This is a genomic window from Mesorhizobium sp. M0761 (assembly GCF_040320205.1).
Taxonomy (GTDB): Bacteria; Pseudomonadota; Alphaproteobacteria; order Rhizobiales; family Rhizobiaceae; genus Mesorhizobium.
In genome coordinates this window covers 89,756-106,230 of record NZ_JAMYPF010000015.1, presented here as the reverse complement: position 1 = coordinate 106,230, position 16,475 = coordinate 89,756, and the positions used below count along the sequence as shown (strand labels likewise).

Here is a 16,475-nt window from a genome sequence, read left to right as displayed (position 1 = left end):
TATTCCCTGCGAGCGAAGCGAGCCAATGCCATACGATCAGAAGAAAATCGTCGAAGCCATCCGCGCCTTCGAGCGCGGCGAGATCGTCGTCGTCATGGACGATGACGGGCGTGAGAACGAGGGCGACCTGATCGTTGCCGCCGTGCATTGCAGCCCGGAGAAAATGGCCTTCATCATCCGTCACACCTCCGGCATCGTCTGCACGCCGATGCCGCGCGAGGAGGCCAAGCGGCTCAATCTGCAGCCGATGGTCGCCGACAATGATTCCGCCCACACCACGGCCTTTACCGTCAGCGTCGATTTCAAGCATGGCACCACCACCGGCATTTCGGCCGAGGACCGCACGCTGACCGTGCGCAACCTGGCCAACGGCAATGTCGGCGGTTCGGATTTCGTTCGCCCCGGCCACATCTTCCCGCTGATCGCTAGGGAAGGCGGCGTGCTGATGCGTTCGGGCCATACCGAAGCCGCGGTCGATCTCTGCAAGCTTGCCGGCCTGCCGCCGGTTGGCGTGATCTCGGAGTTGGTCAATGACGACGGCACCGTCAAGCGCGGCCCGCAGGTGGCGAGCTTTGCCGAGGAACACGGCCTCAAGCAGGTCTCGGTCGCCGACCTCATCGCCTACCGGCAGCGCAAGGAAACGCTGGTCGAACGCGTCGCCTGCTCCGAAATCGACACACTCGGCGGCAAGGCACAGGTCTTCACCTACACGCTGCCCTGGGATTCCATGCACCATGTCGCGGTCGTTTTCGGCGACATCCGTGACGGCGAGGACGTGCCGGTGCGGCTGCATTCGGAGGATGTGGTGACCGACGTGTTCGGCACCAGCCACCGGCTCGACGCCATTATGAAGGCGATGGGCGAACGCAAGCGCGGCGTCATCGTTTACCTCCGAGAGGGTTCGGTCGGCGTCGCCCATCAGGAGCGCAACCGGCCGATGAGTGCCGACCGTGAGGACCACGAAGAGGCCCGCCGCCGTGAGAACGAGTGGCGAGAAATCGGCCTCGGCGCCCAGATCCTGAAGGATCTCGGCATTTCCTCGATCAACCTGATCGCCTCGCGCGAGCGCCACTATGTCGGGCTTGAAGGCTTTGGGATTCACATCGCGAAAACTGAGATTATCTAGTTCGTCGCGCAAGAGCGACGCTGCCGAAAAAATTGCGCGGGCAGGTCGCGTGCTTGTGCGATTTGCTGAAGCCTTCACGCGTTCGTCATCCTATGGCGAAGCAAGGAGCGAAGCGACGCGGCGCAGACCATAGGATCCATGCCGCGACTTCGACGCGTTGCAACGGTGCAGAATTCTGCTCCGCTGCACCCTTCGGTCAAGGTAACGGAATGGGTCCTCGGGTCTGCGCGGCCGCTTGCCTCCCGCTCGCGCGTGGATGACGACACCAGAGGCCTCACCTAATTCCGAACGTTTGCGATCGTCTCCAAAGCCAACGTCAGGCCATATCCTCACTCCGCGGGAACGGCGGCCGCGTCGCATCCGTCCAGCTCGCATGTGTGGGTGGCCAGGCTGCGCTGGCCCAGCAACACCGTGACCAATGCGATGACGCCGGCCGCCACCGAGACCCAGAACCCGTTGCGGGCGCCGAATTCATCCACCACCGCACCGGCGGCAAACGAACCGAGCGCCATGCCGATGCCGATGCCTGTCATCACCCAGGTGATGCCTTCGGTCAGCATCGCTTCCGGCACGTGGCGTTCGATCAGGCCGAAGGCGGTGATGAAGGTTGGCGAGATCGCCACGCCGCTGATGAAAACGGTCAGCGCCAGCAGCGGCACCGTGTCGGCGGTGAGCGGCAGCAATGTGCCGAGCGCAACGAGGGCGACCGCGAGGGCCAACTGGCGCTGCAGCGGCGCTTTCAGGTTGAGCGCACCGACGACGAGGCCGAGCACGAACGATCCCAGCGCATAGACGCCGATGACGAGGCTGGCGGCGCCCGGCTGGCCGAGTTCCTTGGTGATCGCCACCGTGCTCACTTCCGTCGTCGCGAAGGTGGCGCCGACGAAGATCAGGGCGAAGGTGATGATCTGCACCGGCCTGAGCCGGATTGCCGAGCCGCTCGAGACATGGTCCACCGGCCGCACTTGTGGTTCGGTCGAACGCTGCAGGATGAAGGCTGCCGAGCCAAGGGCGAGGAATAGCGTGCTGACCAGGACACCGGCTTCCGGGAACAGAGCGGCACTCAAGCCCACCGACAGCGATGCGCCTGCAATGTAGACGAGTTCGTCCGCCGCCGATTCGAAGGCGAATGCGGTGTTCATCTGCGGCCGGCCGCGAAAAATCTCGGTCCAGCGCGCGCGCACCATCGCCGGCATGCTGGGCATGGCGGCGGCCGCCAGTGCCGACACAAACAGCGTCCACACCGGCCAGTCCTGATTGGCTGCGGCAATCAGCACCGCGAAGGCGAGCACGGTGAGGATGGTGGTCGGAATCACGATCCGCGTCTGGCCGAGGCGATCGACCAGCCGTGATATCTGCGGCGCCACGAAAGCGTTGCTCAGCGCGAACGTCGCCGAGACAGCTCCCGCCAGCCAGTATTCGCCACGCGTCTGCGAGAGCATGGCCACGATGCCGATCGGCGCCATGGCGATCGGCAGCCGCGCGAGGAAGCCCGCGGCGGCAAACCCCTTGGCTCCAGGGGCACGAAAGATTTCCGAGTATGGGTTTTGCATGGCTGGTTCCTCGACAAAGGCCAATTCGACAATTACATACGATGCGTATGAATATAGGTAGCCCATACGCCGCGTATGTCAATTGGCATACGAAGCGTATGTGAATAAGGCCAGAACCATGCACAGACCCCGCAAGGAGATGATTGCCGAAACGCGCGCCAAGCTGATCACGGCGGCCCGCAGTGCCTTCGGGACGATCGGCTATGCCGAGGCGTCCATGGATGATTTCACCGCATCAGCCGGGCTGACCCGCGGAGCGCTTTACCATCATTTCGGTGACAAGAAGGGCCTGCTGCAGGCCGTCATCGCCGAAATCGACGGCGAGATGGCGGTTCGCATCCATGAGATTGCGTCGCGGGCGCCAAGCCGCTGGCAGCGTTTCGTCGACGAATGCACGACCTATATCGAGATGGCGCTGGAGCCGGAAATCCAGCGCATCATGTTTCGCGACGGTCCGGCTGTGCTCGGCGATCCGGCGCAATGGCCGAACGCCAATGCCTGCGTCGGCTCGATGACTGATCATCTGACCGCTTTGCAACAGGAGGGGGTGGTCGTCCCCGGCGTCGACCCCGAAACCGCCGCACGGCTGATCAACGGCGCCAGCAGCCAGGCGGCGCAGCGCATCGCCAATTCGAACGATCCCGAAGCCACGTCGAAGACCGTGGTGGCGGCCTTCCAGCAACTGCTCGAAGGCTTGCTCAAAAAGCAGGGTTCGCATCCGGCCTGAAATCTCACGAGCCGATCCCCGGCGTTTGCCGAGTTTGACAATTTTCGGCCCAGGTTCATCCTCGCCGTCCATCTCTGAGGGGAGATTCGGGCGCATGTGGGATTTCGAAATCGGCAGGTCGGTGTCCATCATGATCAGGACATGGCCTTTCATTGCCCTTCGCATGATCGTCTATTTCGGCATCACGCTCGCCTATATCGTGGCGACCGGCAGCGGCGCCTCCGTCGGCTATGGCGTCGGCCACATCTCCACCGATCCCGACGGGCCGCTGTCCTTTGCGCTCTGGGGCGGCATCGTCGGCATCGGCGTCGTTTCGATCGCGCTGTACTGGATCCGCGAATACATCCTCTATGTCGTCAAGGCCGGCCATATCGCCGTCATGGTCCATCTGATCGATGGCCGGGACGTTCCCAATGGCCAGGACCAGATCGCCTACGCCAAGGGTGTGGTGAAGGAACGTTTCGCCGAGGCCAACATCCTTTTCGTGGTCGACCAGCTGGTCAAGGGCGCCATCCGCGCCATCACCGGCCTGATCGGCGGCATCGCCGCCTTCCTGCCCATTCCGGGCCTCGGCGGCCTGGTCGCTTTCATCAATACGGTCATCCGCCTGTCGCTGACCTATGTTGACGAGATCATCCTCGGCTACAACATCCGCATCAACTCGTCGTCGCCCTTCGAAACCGCCCGGCAAGGCGTCGTGCTCTATGCCCAGAACGGCAAGACCATGGTCAAGAACGCGGTCTGGCTGGCGGTCATCATGTGGGGTGTGTCCTTCGTCATCTTCCTTTTGATGCTGGCGCCGGCCGCCGCCATCATGTGGTTCATTCCGGGGCAGCTCGGCGGCTGGGCCTTCGTGCTCGCCATCCTCCTTGCCTGGGCCTTCAAGGCGGCCTTCATCGAACCCTTCGCCATAGCCTGCCTGATGCAGGTCTATTTTAGGACTATCGAAGGCCAGGTGCCGAACGCCGAATGGGACCAGCGGCTGGCCGAGGGGTCGTCCAAGTTCAGGGAACTCAGGGATAAGGCGCTGGCCTCCTTCGGCGGCTCGCGCTGGACGCAGCCCGCGGCCGGGGTGTAATCCCTGTTGAACGTCGGGACGGTGCGGCGTCAAACCATGGTCAAAGCGGCCGGGCGCGCCTATATCGGGTCATGGTCACCAGGCTCTACACCCATCCGATCTTCCTCGAACATCTGACGCCCCCCGGTCATCCGGAGCGGCCGGACCGCTTGCGCGCTATCGAGCGCGTGCTCGACGACGAGGCCTTCACCGCACTCGATCGTGTAACGGCGCCGCAAGGCGACGAGGCCACAATCCTCTACGCCCACCCCGAGGATTTCGTCGCCCGCGTCCGCGCCGCGATCCCTGAAAGCGGCATTGCCTCGATCGACGCCGACACGAGCGCCAGCCCGAAAAGCTGGCAGGCGGTGGTCACTGCCATCGGTGCGGCCAACGCTGCCGTCGACGATGTTTTCGAGGGCAGCGTTGCCAATGCCTTCGTCGCCGCGCGTCCGCCCGGCCATCATGCCGAAAAGACCACGGCCATGGGCTTTTGCCTGTTCAACACCGCGGCGATCGCGGCCCGCTACGCGCAGAAGAAACACGGCGCCGAGCGTGTCGCCATCGTCGACTGGGACGTGCATCACGGCAATGGCACGCAGGACATTTTCTGGGACGATCCCTCGGTGCTCTATTGTTCGACGCACCAGATGCCGCTCTATCCCGGCACCGGGGCTAAAAACGAAACCGGCGCCGGCAACATCGTCAACGCGCCGCTGGCGCCGCAGACCGGCTCGGACATGTTTCGCGATGCCTTGCTGTCGCGCGTCCTTCCGGCACTCGACAATTTCGCGCCCGATCTGATCATCATTTCCGCAGGCTTCGACGCTCACCATCGCGACCCGCTGGCCGAGATCAACCTCAGCGAGGACGATTTCGACTGGGCGACAGGCCAGTTGCTGGAACGCGCCGGGCGCCACAGCGGCAACCGGCTCGTCAGCCTGCTTGAGGGCGGCTACGATCTGCAGGGACTGGCATTTTCGGTCGCCGCCCATGTCGGGCGGCTGATGAAGGGGTAAAGTATGGCTGGCGAAGCAAATGAAGACGTGAAGGCGATGAGCTTCGAGCAGGCACTCGACGCGCTGGAAAAGATCGTCGATGATCTGGAACGCGGCGACGTGCCGCTCGACCAATCGATCAAGATCTATGAGCGCGGCGAGGCGCTGAAGGCCCATTGCGACCGGCTGCTGAAGGCGGCCGAAGACAAGGTCGAGAAGATCAGGCTGTCGCGTGATGGCAAACCGGTGGGAACGGAGCCGCTCGACGCGGAGTAGTGGAATGGGGCGGGCATAAAGCAGATAGGAGTTCAAGCATGTGCAGAAACATCAAGACCCTGTTCAATTTCGAGCCGCCGGCGACCCATGACGAGATCCGCGACGCCGCCCTTCAATTCGTGCGCAAACTGAGCGGAACGACGCGCCCCTCGCAGCGCAACCAGGCAGCCTTCGACCGTGCCGTCGAGGCGATCGCCGAATCGGCGCATGAATTGCTGCATTCGCTGGAAACCACGCATCATCCGCGCAATCGTGAAGAGGTGGCGGCCAAGGCAAAAGCCAAATCGGCGCTCCGCTTCGCCTGAGGACATCCAGATGAGTTTCTTCCCCGGCAAGGACCCTGAGCCTGGCGATGCCTTCGCCAGCGACCAGATCGAGCTCATGGTCATTCCAAACGCCAAGGACATTGGCGGCTTCCAGGTTCGTCGCGCTCTGCCGACGGCAAAGCGGCGGCTGGTCGGTCCCTTCATCTTCTTCGACCGCATGGGGCCGGCGATCTTGCGCGCCGGCCAGGCGATGGATGTGCGCCCGCACCCGCATATCGGGCTTTCCACCGTCACCTATCTGTTCGACGGCAATATCAGGCACCGCGATTCGCTCGGCACCGAGATGGTCATCCAGCCCGGCGACGTGAATTTGATGACCGCCGGCCGCGGCATTGTCCATTCCGAGCGCACGCCCGAAGAACTGCGCGGCGCGCCGATGTCGGTCTCCGGCCTGCAGACATGGCTGGCTTTGCCCGACGGCAAGGAGGAAGTGGCGCCGGTGTTCGAGAACACGGCCGCGCTCCTTCTGCCCGAGATCGACGCCGAAGGTGTTTCCGGCCGCGTGGTGATCGGCGATTTCCAGGGACTGCGCTCGCCGGTAAGAGCCGACACCGAGACGCTCTACGCCGATCTGAGGCTGGCGCCCGGCGCCAGCGTCAAAATTCCCGCCGACGCCGAGGAACGCGCCATCTACACGCTGGACGGCGATGTCTCGATCTCGGGCGACCGCTTTCCGGCCGAACGGCTGCTGGTGTTCCGGCCTGGCGACGAGATCGTCGTGTCGTCCGAGCGCGGCGCCCATTTCATGCTCTTCGGCGGCGCTTCGCTCGGCTCCCCGCGCCACATCTGGTGGAACTTCGTCTCGTCGTCGAAGGAACGCATCGAACAGGCCAAGCAGGAATGGAAGACGGGCCGCTTCGATATCGTTCCTGGAGATGAGGAAGAGTTCATTCCGTTACCGGACAATTAACGTCAGCATCACCCGCGTCACTGACACGCATTTACATTCCGGCGACGCAGGCATATTTCGCCATGATCGACGCGCATTATAGCTGAGCAGGCCCTTTAACAGTGAACGCAACGCTGCATACGCCGCTTCTCGACAAGGTCCGCATTCCAGCCGACCTGAAGAAGCTTGACGAAAGCGAGCTGCCGCAGCTGGCCTCGGAGCTGCGCGCCGAGCTGATCGATGCCGTCTCGCATACGGGCGGGCATCTCGGCGCCGGCCTCGGTGTCGTCGAACTGACGGTGGCGCTGCACTATGTCTTCAACACGCCGGAAGACCGCGTGATCTGGGATGTCGGCCACCAGGCCTATCCACACAAGATCCTGACCGGCCGCCGCGACCGCATCCGAACGCTCAGGCAAGAAGGCGGCCTGTCCGGCTTCACCCGTCGCGCCGAGAGCGAATACGACCCGTTCGGCGCCGCGCACTCTTCGACCTCCATTTCCGCCGGCCTCGGCATGGCCATGGCGCGCGACCTCTCGGGCGGCCACAACAATGTCATTGCCGTCATCGGCGACGGCGCCATGTCCGCCGGCATGGCCTATGAAGCCATGAACAATGCCGGCGCGCTTGATGCCCGGCTGATCGTCATCCTCAACGACAACGACATGTCTATCGCGCCGCCGACCGGCGCCATGAGCGCCTATCTGGCGCGGCTCGCGTCGGGCAAGACCTATCTTGGCCTGCGCGATTTCGGCAAGAAGCTGACCTCCTATCTCGGCAAGCGCGCCGACCGCGCCATCAAGCGGGCGGTCGAGCATGCGCGCGGCTACGTCACCGGCGGCACGCTGTTCGAGGAGCTTGGCTTCTACCATATCGGCCCGATCGACGGCCACAATCTCGAGCATCTGATCCCGGTGCTGAAGAACGTCCGCGACCATGCCGACGGCCCGGTGCTGATCCATGTCGTGACCCAGAAGGGCAAGGGCTACGCGCCGGCCGAGGCCGCGGCCGACAAATATCACGGCGTCAACAAGTTCGACGTCATCACCGGCGCGCAGACCAAGGCCCCGGCCAATGCGCCGGCCTACACCAAGGTGTTCGCCGAGAGCCTGGTCCAGGAGGCCCGCCTGGACGACCGCATCGTCGCCGTCACCGCCGCCATGCCGAACGGCACCGGCCTCGATTTGTTCGGCGAAGCGTTTCCGACCCGGACCTTCGATGTCGGCATTGCCGAGCAACATGCCGTGACCTTCGCCGCCGGCCTCGCCAGCGAGGGCTACAAGCCCTTCGCCGCCATCTATTCGACCTTCCTGCAGCGCGCCTACGATCAGGTCGTCCATGATGTGGCGATCCAGAAACTGCCGGTGCGTTTCCCGATCGACCGCGCCGGTTTCGTCGGCGCCGACGGCGCCACTCATTGCGGCGCCTTCGACACCACCTTCCTGGCGACGCTGCCGGGCTTCGTGGTGATGGCGGCCGCCGACGAGGCGGAGCTTCGCCACATGGTGCGCACCGCCGGCTATTATGACGAAGGCCCGATCGCCTTCCGCTATCCGCGCGGCAATGGCGTCGGCGTCGACATGCCGGAGCGCGGCTCGGTGCTCGAAATTGGCAAGGGCCGCATCGTCAGGGAAGGCACCAAGGTGGCGCTTCTGTCCTTTGGCACCCGGCTGCAGGATTGCCTGCTGGCGGCCGAGGAACTCGGCGCGGCCGGATTGTCGACAACGGTTGCGGACGCCCGTTTCGCCAAGCCGCTCGACGAGGATTTGATCCGCCGTCTTGCCCGCTCGCACGAAGTGCTGGTGACGGTGGAAGAGGGCGCTGTCGGCGGTTTCGCCAGCCACGTGCTGCAGTTCCTCGCCCATGAAGGCTTGCTGGAAAGCGGTCTGAAAGTTCGGCCGCTGGTGCTGCCGGACGAGTTCACCGACCACGCCAAGCCGGAAAAAATGTATGCCGATGCCGGGCTCGACGCGGCCGGCATCGTGCGCACCGTGTTCGTCGCGCTCGGCCATTCCGCGCGCGCGCAGCGCGCCTGAATCAAACCTCACGCAGCTGAAGCAGTTGCCTGTGCAAGCTTAACACTTTGTTAACGCTTCTCTTTGGCGTTTCGCTTACCGTCTCTTTTGGCCGTTTTTCAACGCCGCCCTGCTAGAACTGCCTCTAGGCAGGGAGTTAAAAACAATGCGAACGCTTCTGTGCGGCGCGGCCCTTTTGGCCGTCATCGCCGCGCCGGCCATGGCCGAGACGCGCTATGACCGCAAGCTCGAACAGGCGGTGGCAGGCATCGTCGCCCGCAAGATGGGCGATATCAGGGGCGCTTTTTCCTACAAGCAGGTGCCGCAGCTTGTCGTCGTGCCGGACGCACCAGTCGTTGCTGTCGAGCGCCCGCGCAAGCAGGCTTCAGATGACGGAAGCGACGGCCTGATGCCGGCCGTTGAACGGCAGGTCTCACGGACGATCTTCTAAAACCACATATCGCGCACGCAGCGCCCATCGCGCGGCAGGTCGTCATAAGTGTCCAGCCCGTCGAAATGGTCGATCGGCAGGTCGGCGACCGCCTCAGGCGGTGCCAGCCTGACATTGACGGCGATACGCGTGCGGCTGCTGTCGCTGCGGCGCAAACCGCGCCAGGCAAGCACACAGGCACATGTCGGGCAAAACAGGATTTCCAGCGACGGCGTCTCCTTGCCGGCGCGGGTGTAGGACTGCACAGGCCCCGCAAGCCGGATACGCTCGTCGACAAAGTCATAGGCCCAGAGCGTGCCATAGCGGCGGCAAAGCGTGCAATTGCAGGCCGTGATCGGGCCGGGATCGCCTTCCAGCGTCCAGTGGGCGGCGCCGCAATGGCAGGTTCCCGTCAGCATTCGTCTTCCTCCGCATTGCCTGAGCCTCTACATCTTGCCGGACTGGCTGCGCTATTCAACCGGGCGGACTGGCTTGCGGCCCGGGTCTCGACGTCCTCCCATGCCAATGTCCTTGCCTTCGCGGCCGGCTTTCGCCATGAAGGCCGATGAACTCCCCTCTGCCAGCCAGCACACGCCAGCGGCTCGACGAATTGCTCGTCCAGCGCGGCCTGTTTGCGAGCCGCTCGCGCGCCCGCGACGCGGTCGAGCGCGGCACCGTGATGGTCGACGGCGTGGTCGCCCGCAAGCCCGGCCAGACGGTTCTGCCGCGCTGTCTCATCGTCATCGACGACCCGGCGCAGGGTTATGTCTCACGCGCGGCGCTGAAGCTGATCGCCGGGCTCGACCATTTCAGTCTCGATCCCGCGGGCAGTGAAGCTCTCGATATCGGCGCCTCGACAGGCGGCTTCACCCAGGTGCTGCTCGAACGCGGCGCGGCCCATGTCACGGCCATCGATGTCGGCCACGGCCAGATGCATCCCGGTGTCTCGTCCGACCCGCGCGTCACCGTGATCGAGGGCCTCAACGCTCGCGAGCTCGCGGCTGCCGATCTCGGCGGCCGTATCCCCGATTTCATCGTCTCCGATGTAAGCTTCATCTCGTTGAAACTGGCGATGCCACCGGCGTTGGCATTGGCACGGGACGGCGCTCGTTCGGTGTTTCTGGTCAAGCCGCAATTCGAGGCCGGCCGCGAGGCGATCGGCAAGGGCGGTCTTTTGAAAGACCCTTATGACGCCGCCCGTGTGGCCGGCTTGCTGCAGGAATGGCTCGAAGGCGTCCCTGGCTGGCGTACATTGGGCTTGCATATGTCGCCGATCGAAGGCGGGGACGGCAACCGCGAATTCCTGCTTGCCGGGATCAAGGATGCCGGGACCAAGGATGCCGGGACCAAGGACCGATGAGCACGGGCTTCACCATCAAGAGACTGGGTTCGCAGGGCGACGGCGTCGCCGAGACGGAAACCGGCGAGCTGTTCATTCCCTTCACCCTGCCCGGCGAGACCGTCACCGCCGCGCGCGAGAGGGATCGCGCCATGCTGATGGCGGTATTGGAGACGTCGCCGCTGCGTATCGATCCGGCCTGCCGGCATTTCACCGAATGTGGCGGCTGCGCCGTCCAGCATCTGCAAGCCGACGCTTACCAGCAATGGAAACGCGACAAGGTCGTGCATGCCTTGAAAGGCATTGCCGGCGACATCGGCGCCCTGGTGCCGTGTGCGCCACACACACGCCGCCGCGTCGTGCTTGCCGCCAGGCGCGCCGACACAGGCATGCTGCTTGGCTTCCATCGCCATCTGTCGCCGGAAATCATCCCCATCGAGGAATGTCCGATCTCGCTGCCGGAGATCGTTGCCGCGCTCGATCGCTTGAGGTCGGTCGCCGACCTGGTTTGCGCCACCACCAAATCGTTCCGGATGGCGGTCACTGTGACGGGCTCGGGGCTTGACGTCGCTGTCTATGAGTCGGGCAAGCTGGGCGAGAACCAGCGCCGGGTCGCCTCCAACTTCATCATGGCCAATGGCTTTGCCCGGCTTTCGATCGACGACGAGATTGTCATCGAGCCGAAAAAGCCGGTGGTCATGTTCGGCACCGTCGCTGTCGCCATACCGCCTGGCGCCTTCCTGCAGGCAACGCAAGCCGCCGAACAGACGATGGCCGATCTCGTTGGCGGACATCTGAAGCGTGCCAGGAAAGTCGCGGATCTTTTCGCCGGCTGCGGCAGCTTTGCGCTTCGGCTGGCGGCCAAATCCGAAGTCCACGCGGTCGAAGGCGACGCGGCAGCCCTTTCGGCGCTCGACCGCGGATCGCGCTTCGCCACCGGCCTGAAGCGGGTAACCGGCGAACGCCGCGACCTGTTCCGGCGGCCGCTGACGTTCAAGGAGCTGAATGCTTTCGATGGCGTCGTCTTCGACCCGCCGCGCGCCGGCGCCGAGGACCAGTCGAAGCAGATCGCCCGCTCGGATGTGCCGTTCGTCGCCGCCGTCTCCTGCAATCCGGTGACGCTGGCACGAGACCTGCGCATCCTGATTGACGGCGGCTACATCTTGAAGAGCGTCACGCCCATCGACCAGTTCCTGTGGTCGCCGCATGTCGAGGCCGTGGCGCTGCTGGAGAAGCCGAAACGGCGACGTTAATCCGCCGATTTTCACAAGGCCGTGCTTGAGTTTGCCGCCCCCCGCAAGACGTAGCCGGCTGGCAAACTAGCCTTCGCGAACGCTTTCGTACCCGGCCGCTTGTGCGGCCTTGATGAACTTACGGTCGAAGGACACAAATGCTGAGCAGTGCGAGGACTTGCCCAGATGGAGCGCATCGGCGAAATCCATTCCCGTCTCGGCTAGATCGACCGCGGAAGAGACCATCGCAGCATCCTCTATCTCGACAGTGGGAAGCCCGCCGAACACCCGCAGTGCATTGACGATCGAGGCCTGATCATAACCATAGCCGCTGCGCAGCACCCACTCAGCCTCCAGGATCACCGTGACGGCGACGAAAACGGGCTGATCGTCGATCAGCCGCCGGGCTCGCGGGGACTGCTCGGGATCGTCGTTCGTCAGATACCTGACGACAACGTTGGTATCAATCGCGAGCATGGCGCCGCCGTGCTTCAGCAAGGACGGCCGCGTCCATCTCCTCCAAGGTCTTCGGTCTGCCACTGTGCGGCAGGACACCAAAGACATCTTCTGGTCGTGTCGGGGCAAAGGCAGGCGCCGGTCTCAAAAGTACACCGTCCGGTGTGTCTTCGACCTGCAGGCGCGTGCCCGCGCCCCAGTCCCTCCGTTTGCGGATAGCGCTGGGCAGGATGACTTGTCCCTTGGTCGAGACGGTCGTTATAAGCTTTTCTATTGCACCCATTGCGGTATTACCCTTGTGTAAGACAAAGGTAAGATATCCCTGTGAGGGGAACTATTCAAGCCCGCCGACGTCTCCTCGCTCAAACCCTGGTGCCGCCGACGGTCATCTGGTTCATCCTGAGATGCGGCTGGCCGACGCCGACCGGCACGCCTTGTCCGGCCTTGCCGCACATGCCGATGCCGGTGTCGAGTTTCATGTCGTTGCCGATCATCGAAACGCGGTGCATGGCGTCCGGTCCGTTGCCGATCAGCATGGCGCCCTTGATCGGCTGCGTCACCTTGCCATTTTCGATCATGTAGGCCTCGGTGCAGCCGAACACGAACTTGCCCGAGGTGATGTCGACCTGGCCGCCGCCGAAGGATACGGCATAGATGCCGTTCTTGACCGAGGCGATGATCTCGTCCGGCTCCATGTCGCCTGCCGTCATATAGGTGTTGGTCATGCGCGGCATCGGCTGGTGCGCATAGCCTTCGCGCCGGCCGTTTCCCGTGGCTTTCATGCCCATCAGCCGGGCGTTCTGGCGGTCCTGCATGTAGCCGACAAGCTTGCCGTCCTCGATCAGCACATTGCGGGCCGAAGGCGTGCCTTCATCGTCGACGGTCAGCGAACCCCGCCGCTCGGGCATGGTGCCGTCATCGACCACGGTAACGCCCTTGGCGGCGACCTGCTGGCCGAGCAGGCCGGCAAAGGCGGAGGTCTTCTTGCGGTTGAAGTCGCCCTCCAGCCCGTGGCCGACGGCTTCGTGCAGCATCACGCCCGGCCAGCCGCTGGACAAAACGATGTCGAACGTTCCGGCCGGCGCGGGAATGGCTTCGAGATTGACCAGCGCCTGCCTGAGGGCCTCCCTGGCAGCATGCTTCCAGGCGTCCTCGACCAGGAACTCGCCGAACGCCTTGCGCCCGCCCATGCCATAGGAGCCGCTTTCCTGGCGGTCGCCGTCGCCGACGACGACGGAAACGTTGATGCGGACCAGCGGGCGGATGTCGCGCACCATCTGGCCGTCGGCGCGCACGATCTCGACATGCTGCCAGGACGCCGCGAGCGAGGCCGTCACCTGGCGCACGCGCGGGTCCTCGGCACGCAGCCATGCGTCGATTTCCTGCAACAGCTTGGCCTTGACCTCGAAGGAAGGCGAGGGGATCGGGTTCTCCTCGCCATAGAGATGGCGGTTGGTGCGCGCGGGTGCCGCGGCAAGCGTGCCGGAATAGCCGCCCTTGACGGTCGAGACCGCGTCGGCGGCGCGCAGCAGCGACGCCTCCGAAAGATCGCTGGAATGGGCGTAGCCGCTGGCCTCGCCGGCCACGGCGCGCAGGCCAAAACCCTGGTCGGTGTTGAAATTGGCGGTCTTCAGCCTGCCATTGTCGAACATCAGCGCTTCGCTCTCGCTGTATTCGAGGAACAGTTCGCCGTCGTCGGCGCCGTTCAGTGTGTCGGCGACGATCCGCTTGATGCGATCATCTGAAATGTCGAATTGGCCGGTCAGGCTGTTCATGGCAGGTCCGCTCACAGGAGGAATGGTGTTGCCACGATGTAGGCGCGAAGACGCGCCTGCACAATCCGCAATGACGATCCGCAGCCGGACAGTCGAGCGCTAATGCATGTCGCCCAGAAGTGTGCCGCGGTTCTGGGACAACGACATGCATCAAAAAGACCTAAAGCGCGTCGTACGAATCCGTTTCAGCGCGACGCGCTTTAGGGCCCTACTTCTCGTCCACGAACGCTTTGATGTCGCTGGTCATGGAATCCCAGTTCGAGAACTGCTCTTCGAGGTAGGAGCGGGTAACCCCGCCCCTGAACATGACATCCATCTTGAAGTTCGACCCGTCACCCGAAAAGGCCTTCACCCAGCGGTATTTCTTGTTCCATTCATTGGCCTGGTCGGCCGTGAAGGGTTCAAGCTCAGGGCAGGGCGGCAAAACCGTCGGCGAAGCCCTTGAGGTCGACAGGGATGCCGATGCCTTCTTCCGGCGTCTGGAAGACGATGAAGGTGGCCGACGTCCCGGTCTTCAGCGTATCGAGCAGCGGCTTTTCGAGAATGACCTCGGCATAGCAGCCATCCTGGAAGCAGCGCACGAAATAGGCGCGGCCGATATCCTTGCCGTCGACATTGAGGCCCAGGCCATTGGGCAGCAAAACGCCGAGCGGGGCCAGCACGCGCAGGATCTCGGCCTTGTTGTCGGCGGTGCGCAGGACGACGACGGACAGTCCCATTTCCGGGCGATCCTCGGCAACGACGTTCTGCATCATCACGCATTGTTCCGAGGTGGCGCCGGCCGGCGTGTCGCAGATGATCGACCACGCGCCATGCGTCGACTTGACCGTGCCGCTGGGCTGCGCTGCATTGGCGACGCCGGTTGCGGACGAGCCGATACCGATCAGGGCGGCGAGAAAAACGACCTTCGCCCCGCTTCTCGAAAGCCAAGCGCTTTTCGAATGCCAGGCGCTCTTCGAATGCCAGGCGTTTCTCGAAAGCCAAGAGGTCATGACGGCTCCATTGCGAATCACGGCACTTTAAGCCGCGCCAAGGCCAAGTAAAGGATAGGGCGACCGCCGGTCAGCCCCGGCAGGCGCAATAATGCGCTTTTCCCTAGCAAATTCGCCCGAATTGCGACCGTCAGGCGCATTCCGGACACAAGCCCGCATAGCCTGTCTGTCGACGACCCGCGCGGGCACGAGGCCGTCGAAACAGCGCGGCAGCACTTGCGCGCAAAAATGCCGCACGGTTTCGCCCGCTCCTTTCTTGCGGAGGGAAATAGAGTATGGTTTGAACCACCCTTGGGACTGTCCGGGATTCCCATCCCGGCATTGTTCGATATTCTTGCGTCGCGATCGCGAGGAACCGGGAGATGAAGAGGGCGATGAGAAAATTCCCAGCAAGCGCCAAATTGATGGCAACGGCAGCCGCCGCCGCCGCATTTTTCGCCGGTGCCTCCGCCCATGCGGCCCAGCCGCAGCCGTGGGAGATGACTTTTCAGCCGCCGGCGACAGACATGATGCGGCAGATCGAGTGGTTCGGGAATTACACGATGTGGTTCGTCGTCCCGATCACCGCTTTGGTTCTGGCGCTTCTCGCCTGGTGCATCTTCAGGTTCCGCGCCAGCAAAAACCCGGTTCCGTCCAAGACCAGCCACAACACGCTGATCGAGATCATCTGGACAGTCGGGCCGGTCGTCGTCCTGCTGTTCATCGCCATTCCCTCGTTCCAGCTGCTGACGGCGCAGTACACGCCGCCGGAAGAGGCCAAGCTGACCGTCAAGGTGACGGGCAATCAGTGGAACTGGGACTATGAGTACCAGACCGAGAACACGCTCTCCTTCAACTCGGCCATCCTGCAGGATGCCGACCGCGCCGCGATCGGCAAGGAAGACCGCAAGGTCTATCCGCGCCTGCTGGCGGTCGACAACGAGCTGGTCGTGCCGGTCAACACCATGACGCGCGTCCTGGTTACCGCAGCCGACGTGATCCATTCCTTTGCCGTTCCGGCCTTCGGCATCAAGATGGACGCGGTTCCCGGCCGCACCAACGAGACGTGGTTCAAGGCGGAAAAGGAAGGCATCTATTACGGCCAGTGCTCGCAGCTCTGCGGCAAGGACCATGCCTTCATGCCGATCGCCGTCCGCGTCGTGTCCGATGCGCAGTACAAGACCTGGCTGGCAGCAGCCAAGACCGACCTCCCCGGCGCCAACAAGGCGCTGATGGCCGAGGTCGACGGTACCAACAAGGTAGCGGCCGCCGGCAATTGATGCCGCGGGTTAGCAAGAATTAGGG

At 63.7% G+C, this 16,475-nt stretch carries 19 protein-coding genes; 12 read left to right on the top strand and 7 right to left on the bottom strand.

Annotation, left to right across the window (positions count from 1 at the left end; genetic code table 11):
- Nucleotides 1-25 precede the first annotated feature (25 nt).
- The gene (gene ribB, locus NKI32_RS22685; RefSeq protein WP_023668438.1) at nucleotides 26-1,126 is read left to right on the top strand and encodes a 3,4-dihydroxy-2-butanone-4-phosphate synthase; all 1,101 of its coding nucleotides are present in this window, start codon (nucleotides 26-28) and stop codon (nucleotides 1,124-1,126) included.
- A 329-nt stretch (nucleotides 1,127-1,455) separates the two neighbouring features.
- Here the strand turns inward: ribB and NKI32_RS22680 are convergent, their stop codons facing one another.
- Nucleotides 1,456-2,679, bottom strand: a complete 1,224-nt coding sequence (locus NKI32_RS22680) for an MFS transporter (RefSeq protein WP_352763068.1) — start codon at nucleotides 2,677-2,679, stop codon at nucleotides 1,456-1,458.
- 118 nt (nucleotides 2,680-2,797) lie between these two features.
- Between NKI32_RS22680 and NKI32_RS22675 the strand changes: the two genes are divergently transcribed.
- The 8 genes from NKI32_RS22675 to NKI32_RS22640 all read left to right on the top strand — a co-directional run bounded on the left by NKI32_RS22675 (nucleotide 2,798) and on the right by NKI32_RS22640 (nucleotide 9,418).
- Nucleotides 2,798-3,406 (top strand): TetR/AcrR family transcriptional regulator, encoded by a 609-nt coding sequence (locus NKI32_RS22675; RefSeq protein ID WP_353003669.1) that lies wholly within the window; start codon nucleotides 2,798-2,800, stop codon nucleotides 3,404-3,406.
- Between the two features lie 94 nt (nucleotides 3,407-3,500).
- Nucleotides 3,501-4,484: a hypothetical protein gene (locus NKI32_RS22670; protein WP_353003667.1), complete on the top strand. Its 984-nt coding sequence runs from the start codon at nucleotides 3,501-3,503 to the stop codon at nucleotides 4,482-4,484.
- A 71-nt stretch (nucleotides 4,485-4,555) separates the two neighbouring features.
- Nucleotides 4,556-5,482: a histone deacetylase family protein gene (locus tag NKI32_RS22665; RefSeq protein ID WP_023685412.1), complete on the top strand. Its 927-nt coding sequence runs from the start codon at nucleotides 4,556-4,558 to the stop codon at nucleotides 5,480-5,482.
- 3 nt (nucleotides 5,483-5,485) lie between these two features.
- The gene (locus tag NKI32_RS22660; RefSeq protein ID WP_023668433.1) at nucleotides 5,486-5,737 is read left to right on the top strand and encodes an exodeoxyribonuclease VII small subunit; all 252 of its coding nucleotides are present in this window, start codon (nucleotides 5,486-5,488) and stop codon (nucleotides 5,735-5,737) included.
- A gap of 38 nt (nucleotides 5,738-5,775) precedes the next feature.
- Entirely contained in the window at nucleotides 5,776-6,042 is a 267-nt protein-coding gene (locus NKI32_RS22655) for a DUF2277 domain-containing protein (RefSeq protein WP_023668432.1), read from the top strand.
- A gap of 10 nt (nucleotides 6,043-6,052) precedes the next feature.
- On the top strand, nucleotides 6,053-6,973 hold the full coding sequence (locus NKI32_RS22650) for a pirin family protein (protein ID WP_023685413.1): 921 nt from the start codon (nucleotides 6,053-6,055) through the stop codon (nucleotides 6,971-6,973).
- 101 nt (nucleotides 6,974-7,074) lie between these two features.
- Nucleotides 7,075-8,988 carry a 1-deoxy-D-xylulose-5-phosphate synthase gene (gene dxs / locus NKI32_RS22645; protein ID WP_023702019.1) on the top strand — a complete coding sequence of 638 codons (1,914 nt, stop codon included), beginning with the start codon at nucleotides 7,075-7,077 and terminating at the stop codon, nucleotides 8,986-8,988.
- Between the two features lie 145 nt (nucleotides 8,989-9,133).
- On the top strand, nucleotides 9,134-9,418 hold the full coding sequence (locus NKI32_RS22640) for a hypothetical protein (protein ID WP_023668429.1): 285 nt from the start codon (nucleotides 9,134-9,136) through the stop codon (nucleotides 9,416-9,418).
- On the opposite strand, the gene NKI32_RS22635 is transcribed toward NKI32_RS22640, so the two are convergent.
- Nucleotides 9,415-9,816 carry a GFA family protein gene (locus NKI32_RS22635; protein WP_023668428.1) on the bottom strand — a complete coding sequence of 134 codons (402 nt, stop codon included), beginning with the start codon at nucleotides 9,814-9,816 and terminating at the stop codon, nucleotides 9,415-9,417. The two genes, NKI32_RS22640 and NKI32_RS22635, sit on opposite strands and share 4 nt — an antisense overlap.
- 146 nt (nucleotides 9,817-9,962) lie before the next feature.
- Between NKI32_RS22635 and NKI32_RS22630 the strand changes: the two genes are divergently transcribed.
- Both NKI32_RS22630 and NKI32_RS22625 read left to right on the top strand, forming a co-directional pair.
- Complete coding sequence (locus tag NKI32_RS22630; protein ID WP_353003664.1) at nucleotides 9,963-10,757, top strand: TlyA family RNA methyltransferase; 795 nt, start codon at nucleotides 9,963-9,965, stop codon at nucleotides 10,755-10,757.
- The gene (locus tag NKI32_RS22625) at nucleotides 10,754-11,989 is read left to right on the top strand and encodes a class I SAM-dependent RNA methyltransferase (RefSeq protein WP_023668426.1); all 1,236 of its coding nucleotides are present in this window, start codon (nucleotides 10,754-10,756) and stop codon (nucleotides 11,987-11,989) included. Before NKI32_RS22630 ends, NKI32_RS22625 begins: the two co-directional genes overlap by 4 nt.
- A 66-nt stretch (nucleotides 11,990-12,055) precedes the next feature.
- Here the strand turns inward: NKI32_RS22625 and NKI32_RS22620 are convergent, their stop codons facing one another.
- From NKI32_RS22620 to NKI32_RS22600, 5 genes are all read right to left on the bottom strand, one after another.
- Nucleotides 12,056-12,445 carry a type II toxin-antitoxin system VapC family toxin gene (locus NKI32_RS22620; RefSeq protein WP_352500453.1) on the bottom strand — a complete coding sequence of 130 codons (390 nt, stop codon included), beginning with the start codon at nucleotides 12,443-12,445 and terminating at the stop codon, nucleotides 12,056-12,058.
- Nucleotides 12,432-12,707 (bottom strand): AbrB/MazE/SpoVT family DNA-binding domain-containing protein, encoded by a 276-nt coding sequence (locus NKI32_RS22615; protein ID WP_081725433.1) that lies wholly within the window; start codon nucleotides 12,705-12,707, stop codon nucleotides 12,432-12,434. The genes NKI32_RS22620 and NKI32_RS22615 overlap by 14 nt, the downstream gene beginning before the upstream one ends.
- 79 nt (nucleotides 12,708-12,786) lie before the next feature.
- On the bottom strand, nucleotides 12,787-14,199 hold the full coding sequence (tldD, locus tag NKI32_RS22610) for a metalloprotease TldD (RefSeq protein ID WP_352512900.1): 1,413 nt from the start codon (nucleotides 14,197-14,199) through the stop codon (nucleotides 12,787-12,789).
- Nucleotides 14,200-14,407: 208 nt separating this feature from the next.
- On the bottom strand, nucleotides 14,408-14,623 hold the full coding sequence (locus NKI32_RS22605; protein WP_352512899.1) for a YbjN domain-containing protein: 216 nt from the start codon (nucleotides 14,621-14,623) through the stop codon (nucleotides 14,408-14,410).
- Entirely contained in the window at nucleotides 14,607-15,191 is a 585-nt protein-coding gene (locus NKI32_RS22600; RefSeq protein WP_023668422.1) for an invasion associated locus B family protein, read from the bottom strand. Before NKI32_RS22600 ends, NKI32_RS22605 begins: the two co-directional genes overlap by 17 nt.
- Before the next feature lie 374 nt (nucleotides 15,192-15,565).
- Between NKI32_RS22600 and coxB the strand changes: the two genes are divergently transcribed.
- Nucleotides 15,566-16,450, top strand: a complete 885-nt coding sequence (gene coxB, locus NKI32_RS22595; protein WP_352512898.1) for a cytochrome c oxidase subunit II — start codon at nucleotides 15,566-15,568, stop codon at nucleotides 16,448-16,450.
- Nucleotides 16,451-16,475 lie beyond the last annotated feature (25 nt).

Coding starts and splice junctions, on each gene's coding strand:
- ribB (WP_023668438.1), top strand. CDS start 26: ATGCCATACGATCAGAAGAAAATCGTCGAAGCCATCCGCGCCTTCGAG.
- NKI32_RS22680 (WP_352763068.1), bottom strand. CDS start 2,679: ATGCAAAACCCATACTCGGAAATCTTTCGTGCCCCTGGAGCCAAGGGG.
- NKI32_RS22675 (WP_353003669.1), top strand. CDS start 2,798: ATGCACAGACCCCGCAAGGAGATGATTGCCGAAACGCGCGCCAAGCTG.
- NKI32_RS22670 (WP_353003667.1), top strand. CDS start 3,501: ATGTGGGATTTCGAAATCGGCAGGTCGGTGTCCATCATGATCAGGACA.
- NKI32_RS22665 (WP_023685412.1), top strand. CDS start 4,556: ATGGTCACCAGGCTCTACACCCATCCGATCTTCCTCGAACATCTGACG.
- NKI32_RS22660 (WP_023668433.1), top strand. CDS start 5,486: ATGGCTGGCGAAGCAAATGAAGACGTGAAGGCGATGAGCTTCGAGCAG.
- NKI32_RS22655 (WP_023668432.1), top strand. CDS start 5,776: ATGTGCAGAAACATCAAGACCCTGTTCAATTTCGAGCCGCCGGCGACC.
- NKI32_RS22650 (WP_023685413.1), top strand. CDS start 6,053: ATGAGTTTCTTCCCCGGCAAGGACCCTGAGCCTGGCGATGCCTTCGCC.
- NKI32_RS22640 (WP_023668429.1), top strand. CDS start 9,134: ATGCGAACGCTTCTGTGCGGCGCGGCCCTTTTGGCCGTCATCGCCGCG.
- NKI32_RS22635 (WP_023668428.1), bottom strand. CDS start 9,816: ATGCTGACGGGAACCTGCCATTGCGGCGCCGCCCACTGGACGCTGGAA.
- NKI32_RS22630 (WP_353003664.1), top strand. CDS start 9,963: ATGAACTCCCCTCTGCCAGCCAGCACACGCCAGCGGCTCGACGAATTG.
- NKI32_RS22625 (WP_023668426.1), top strand. CDS start 10,754: ATGAGCACGGGCTTCACCATCAAGAGACTGGGTTCGCAGGGCGACGGC.
- NKI32_RS22620 (WP_352500453.1), bottom strand. CDS start 12,445: ATGCTCGCGATTGATACCAACGTTGTCGTCAGGTATCTGACGAACGAC.
- NKI32_RS22615 (WP_081725433.1), bottom strand. CDS start 12,707: ATGGGTGCAATAGAAAAGCTTATAACGACCGTCTCGACCAAGGGACAA.
- tldD (WP_352512900.1), bottom strand. CDS start 14,199: ATGAACAGCCTGACCGGCCAATTCGACATTTCAGATGATCGCATCAAG.
- NKI32_RS22600 (WP_023668422.1), bottom strand. CDS start 15,191: ATGACCTCTTGGCTTTCGAGAAACGCCTGGCATTCGAAGAGCGCCTGG.
- coxB (WP_352512898.1), top strand. CDS start 15,566: ATGAGAAAATTCCCAGCAAGCGCCAAATTGATGGCAACGGCAGCCGCC.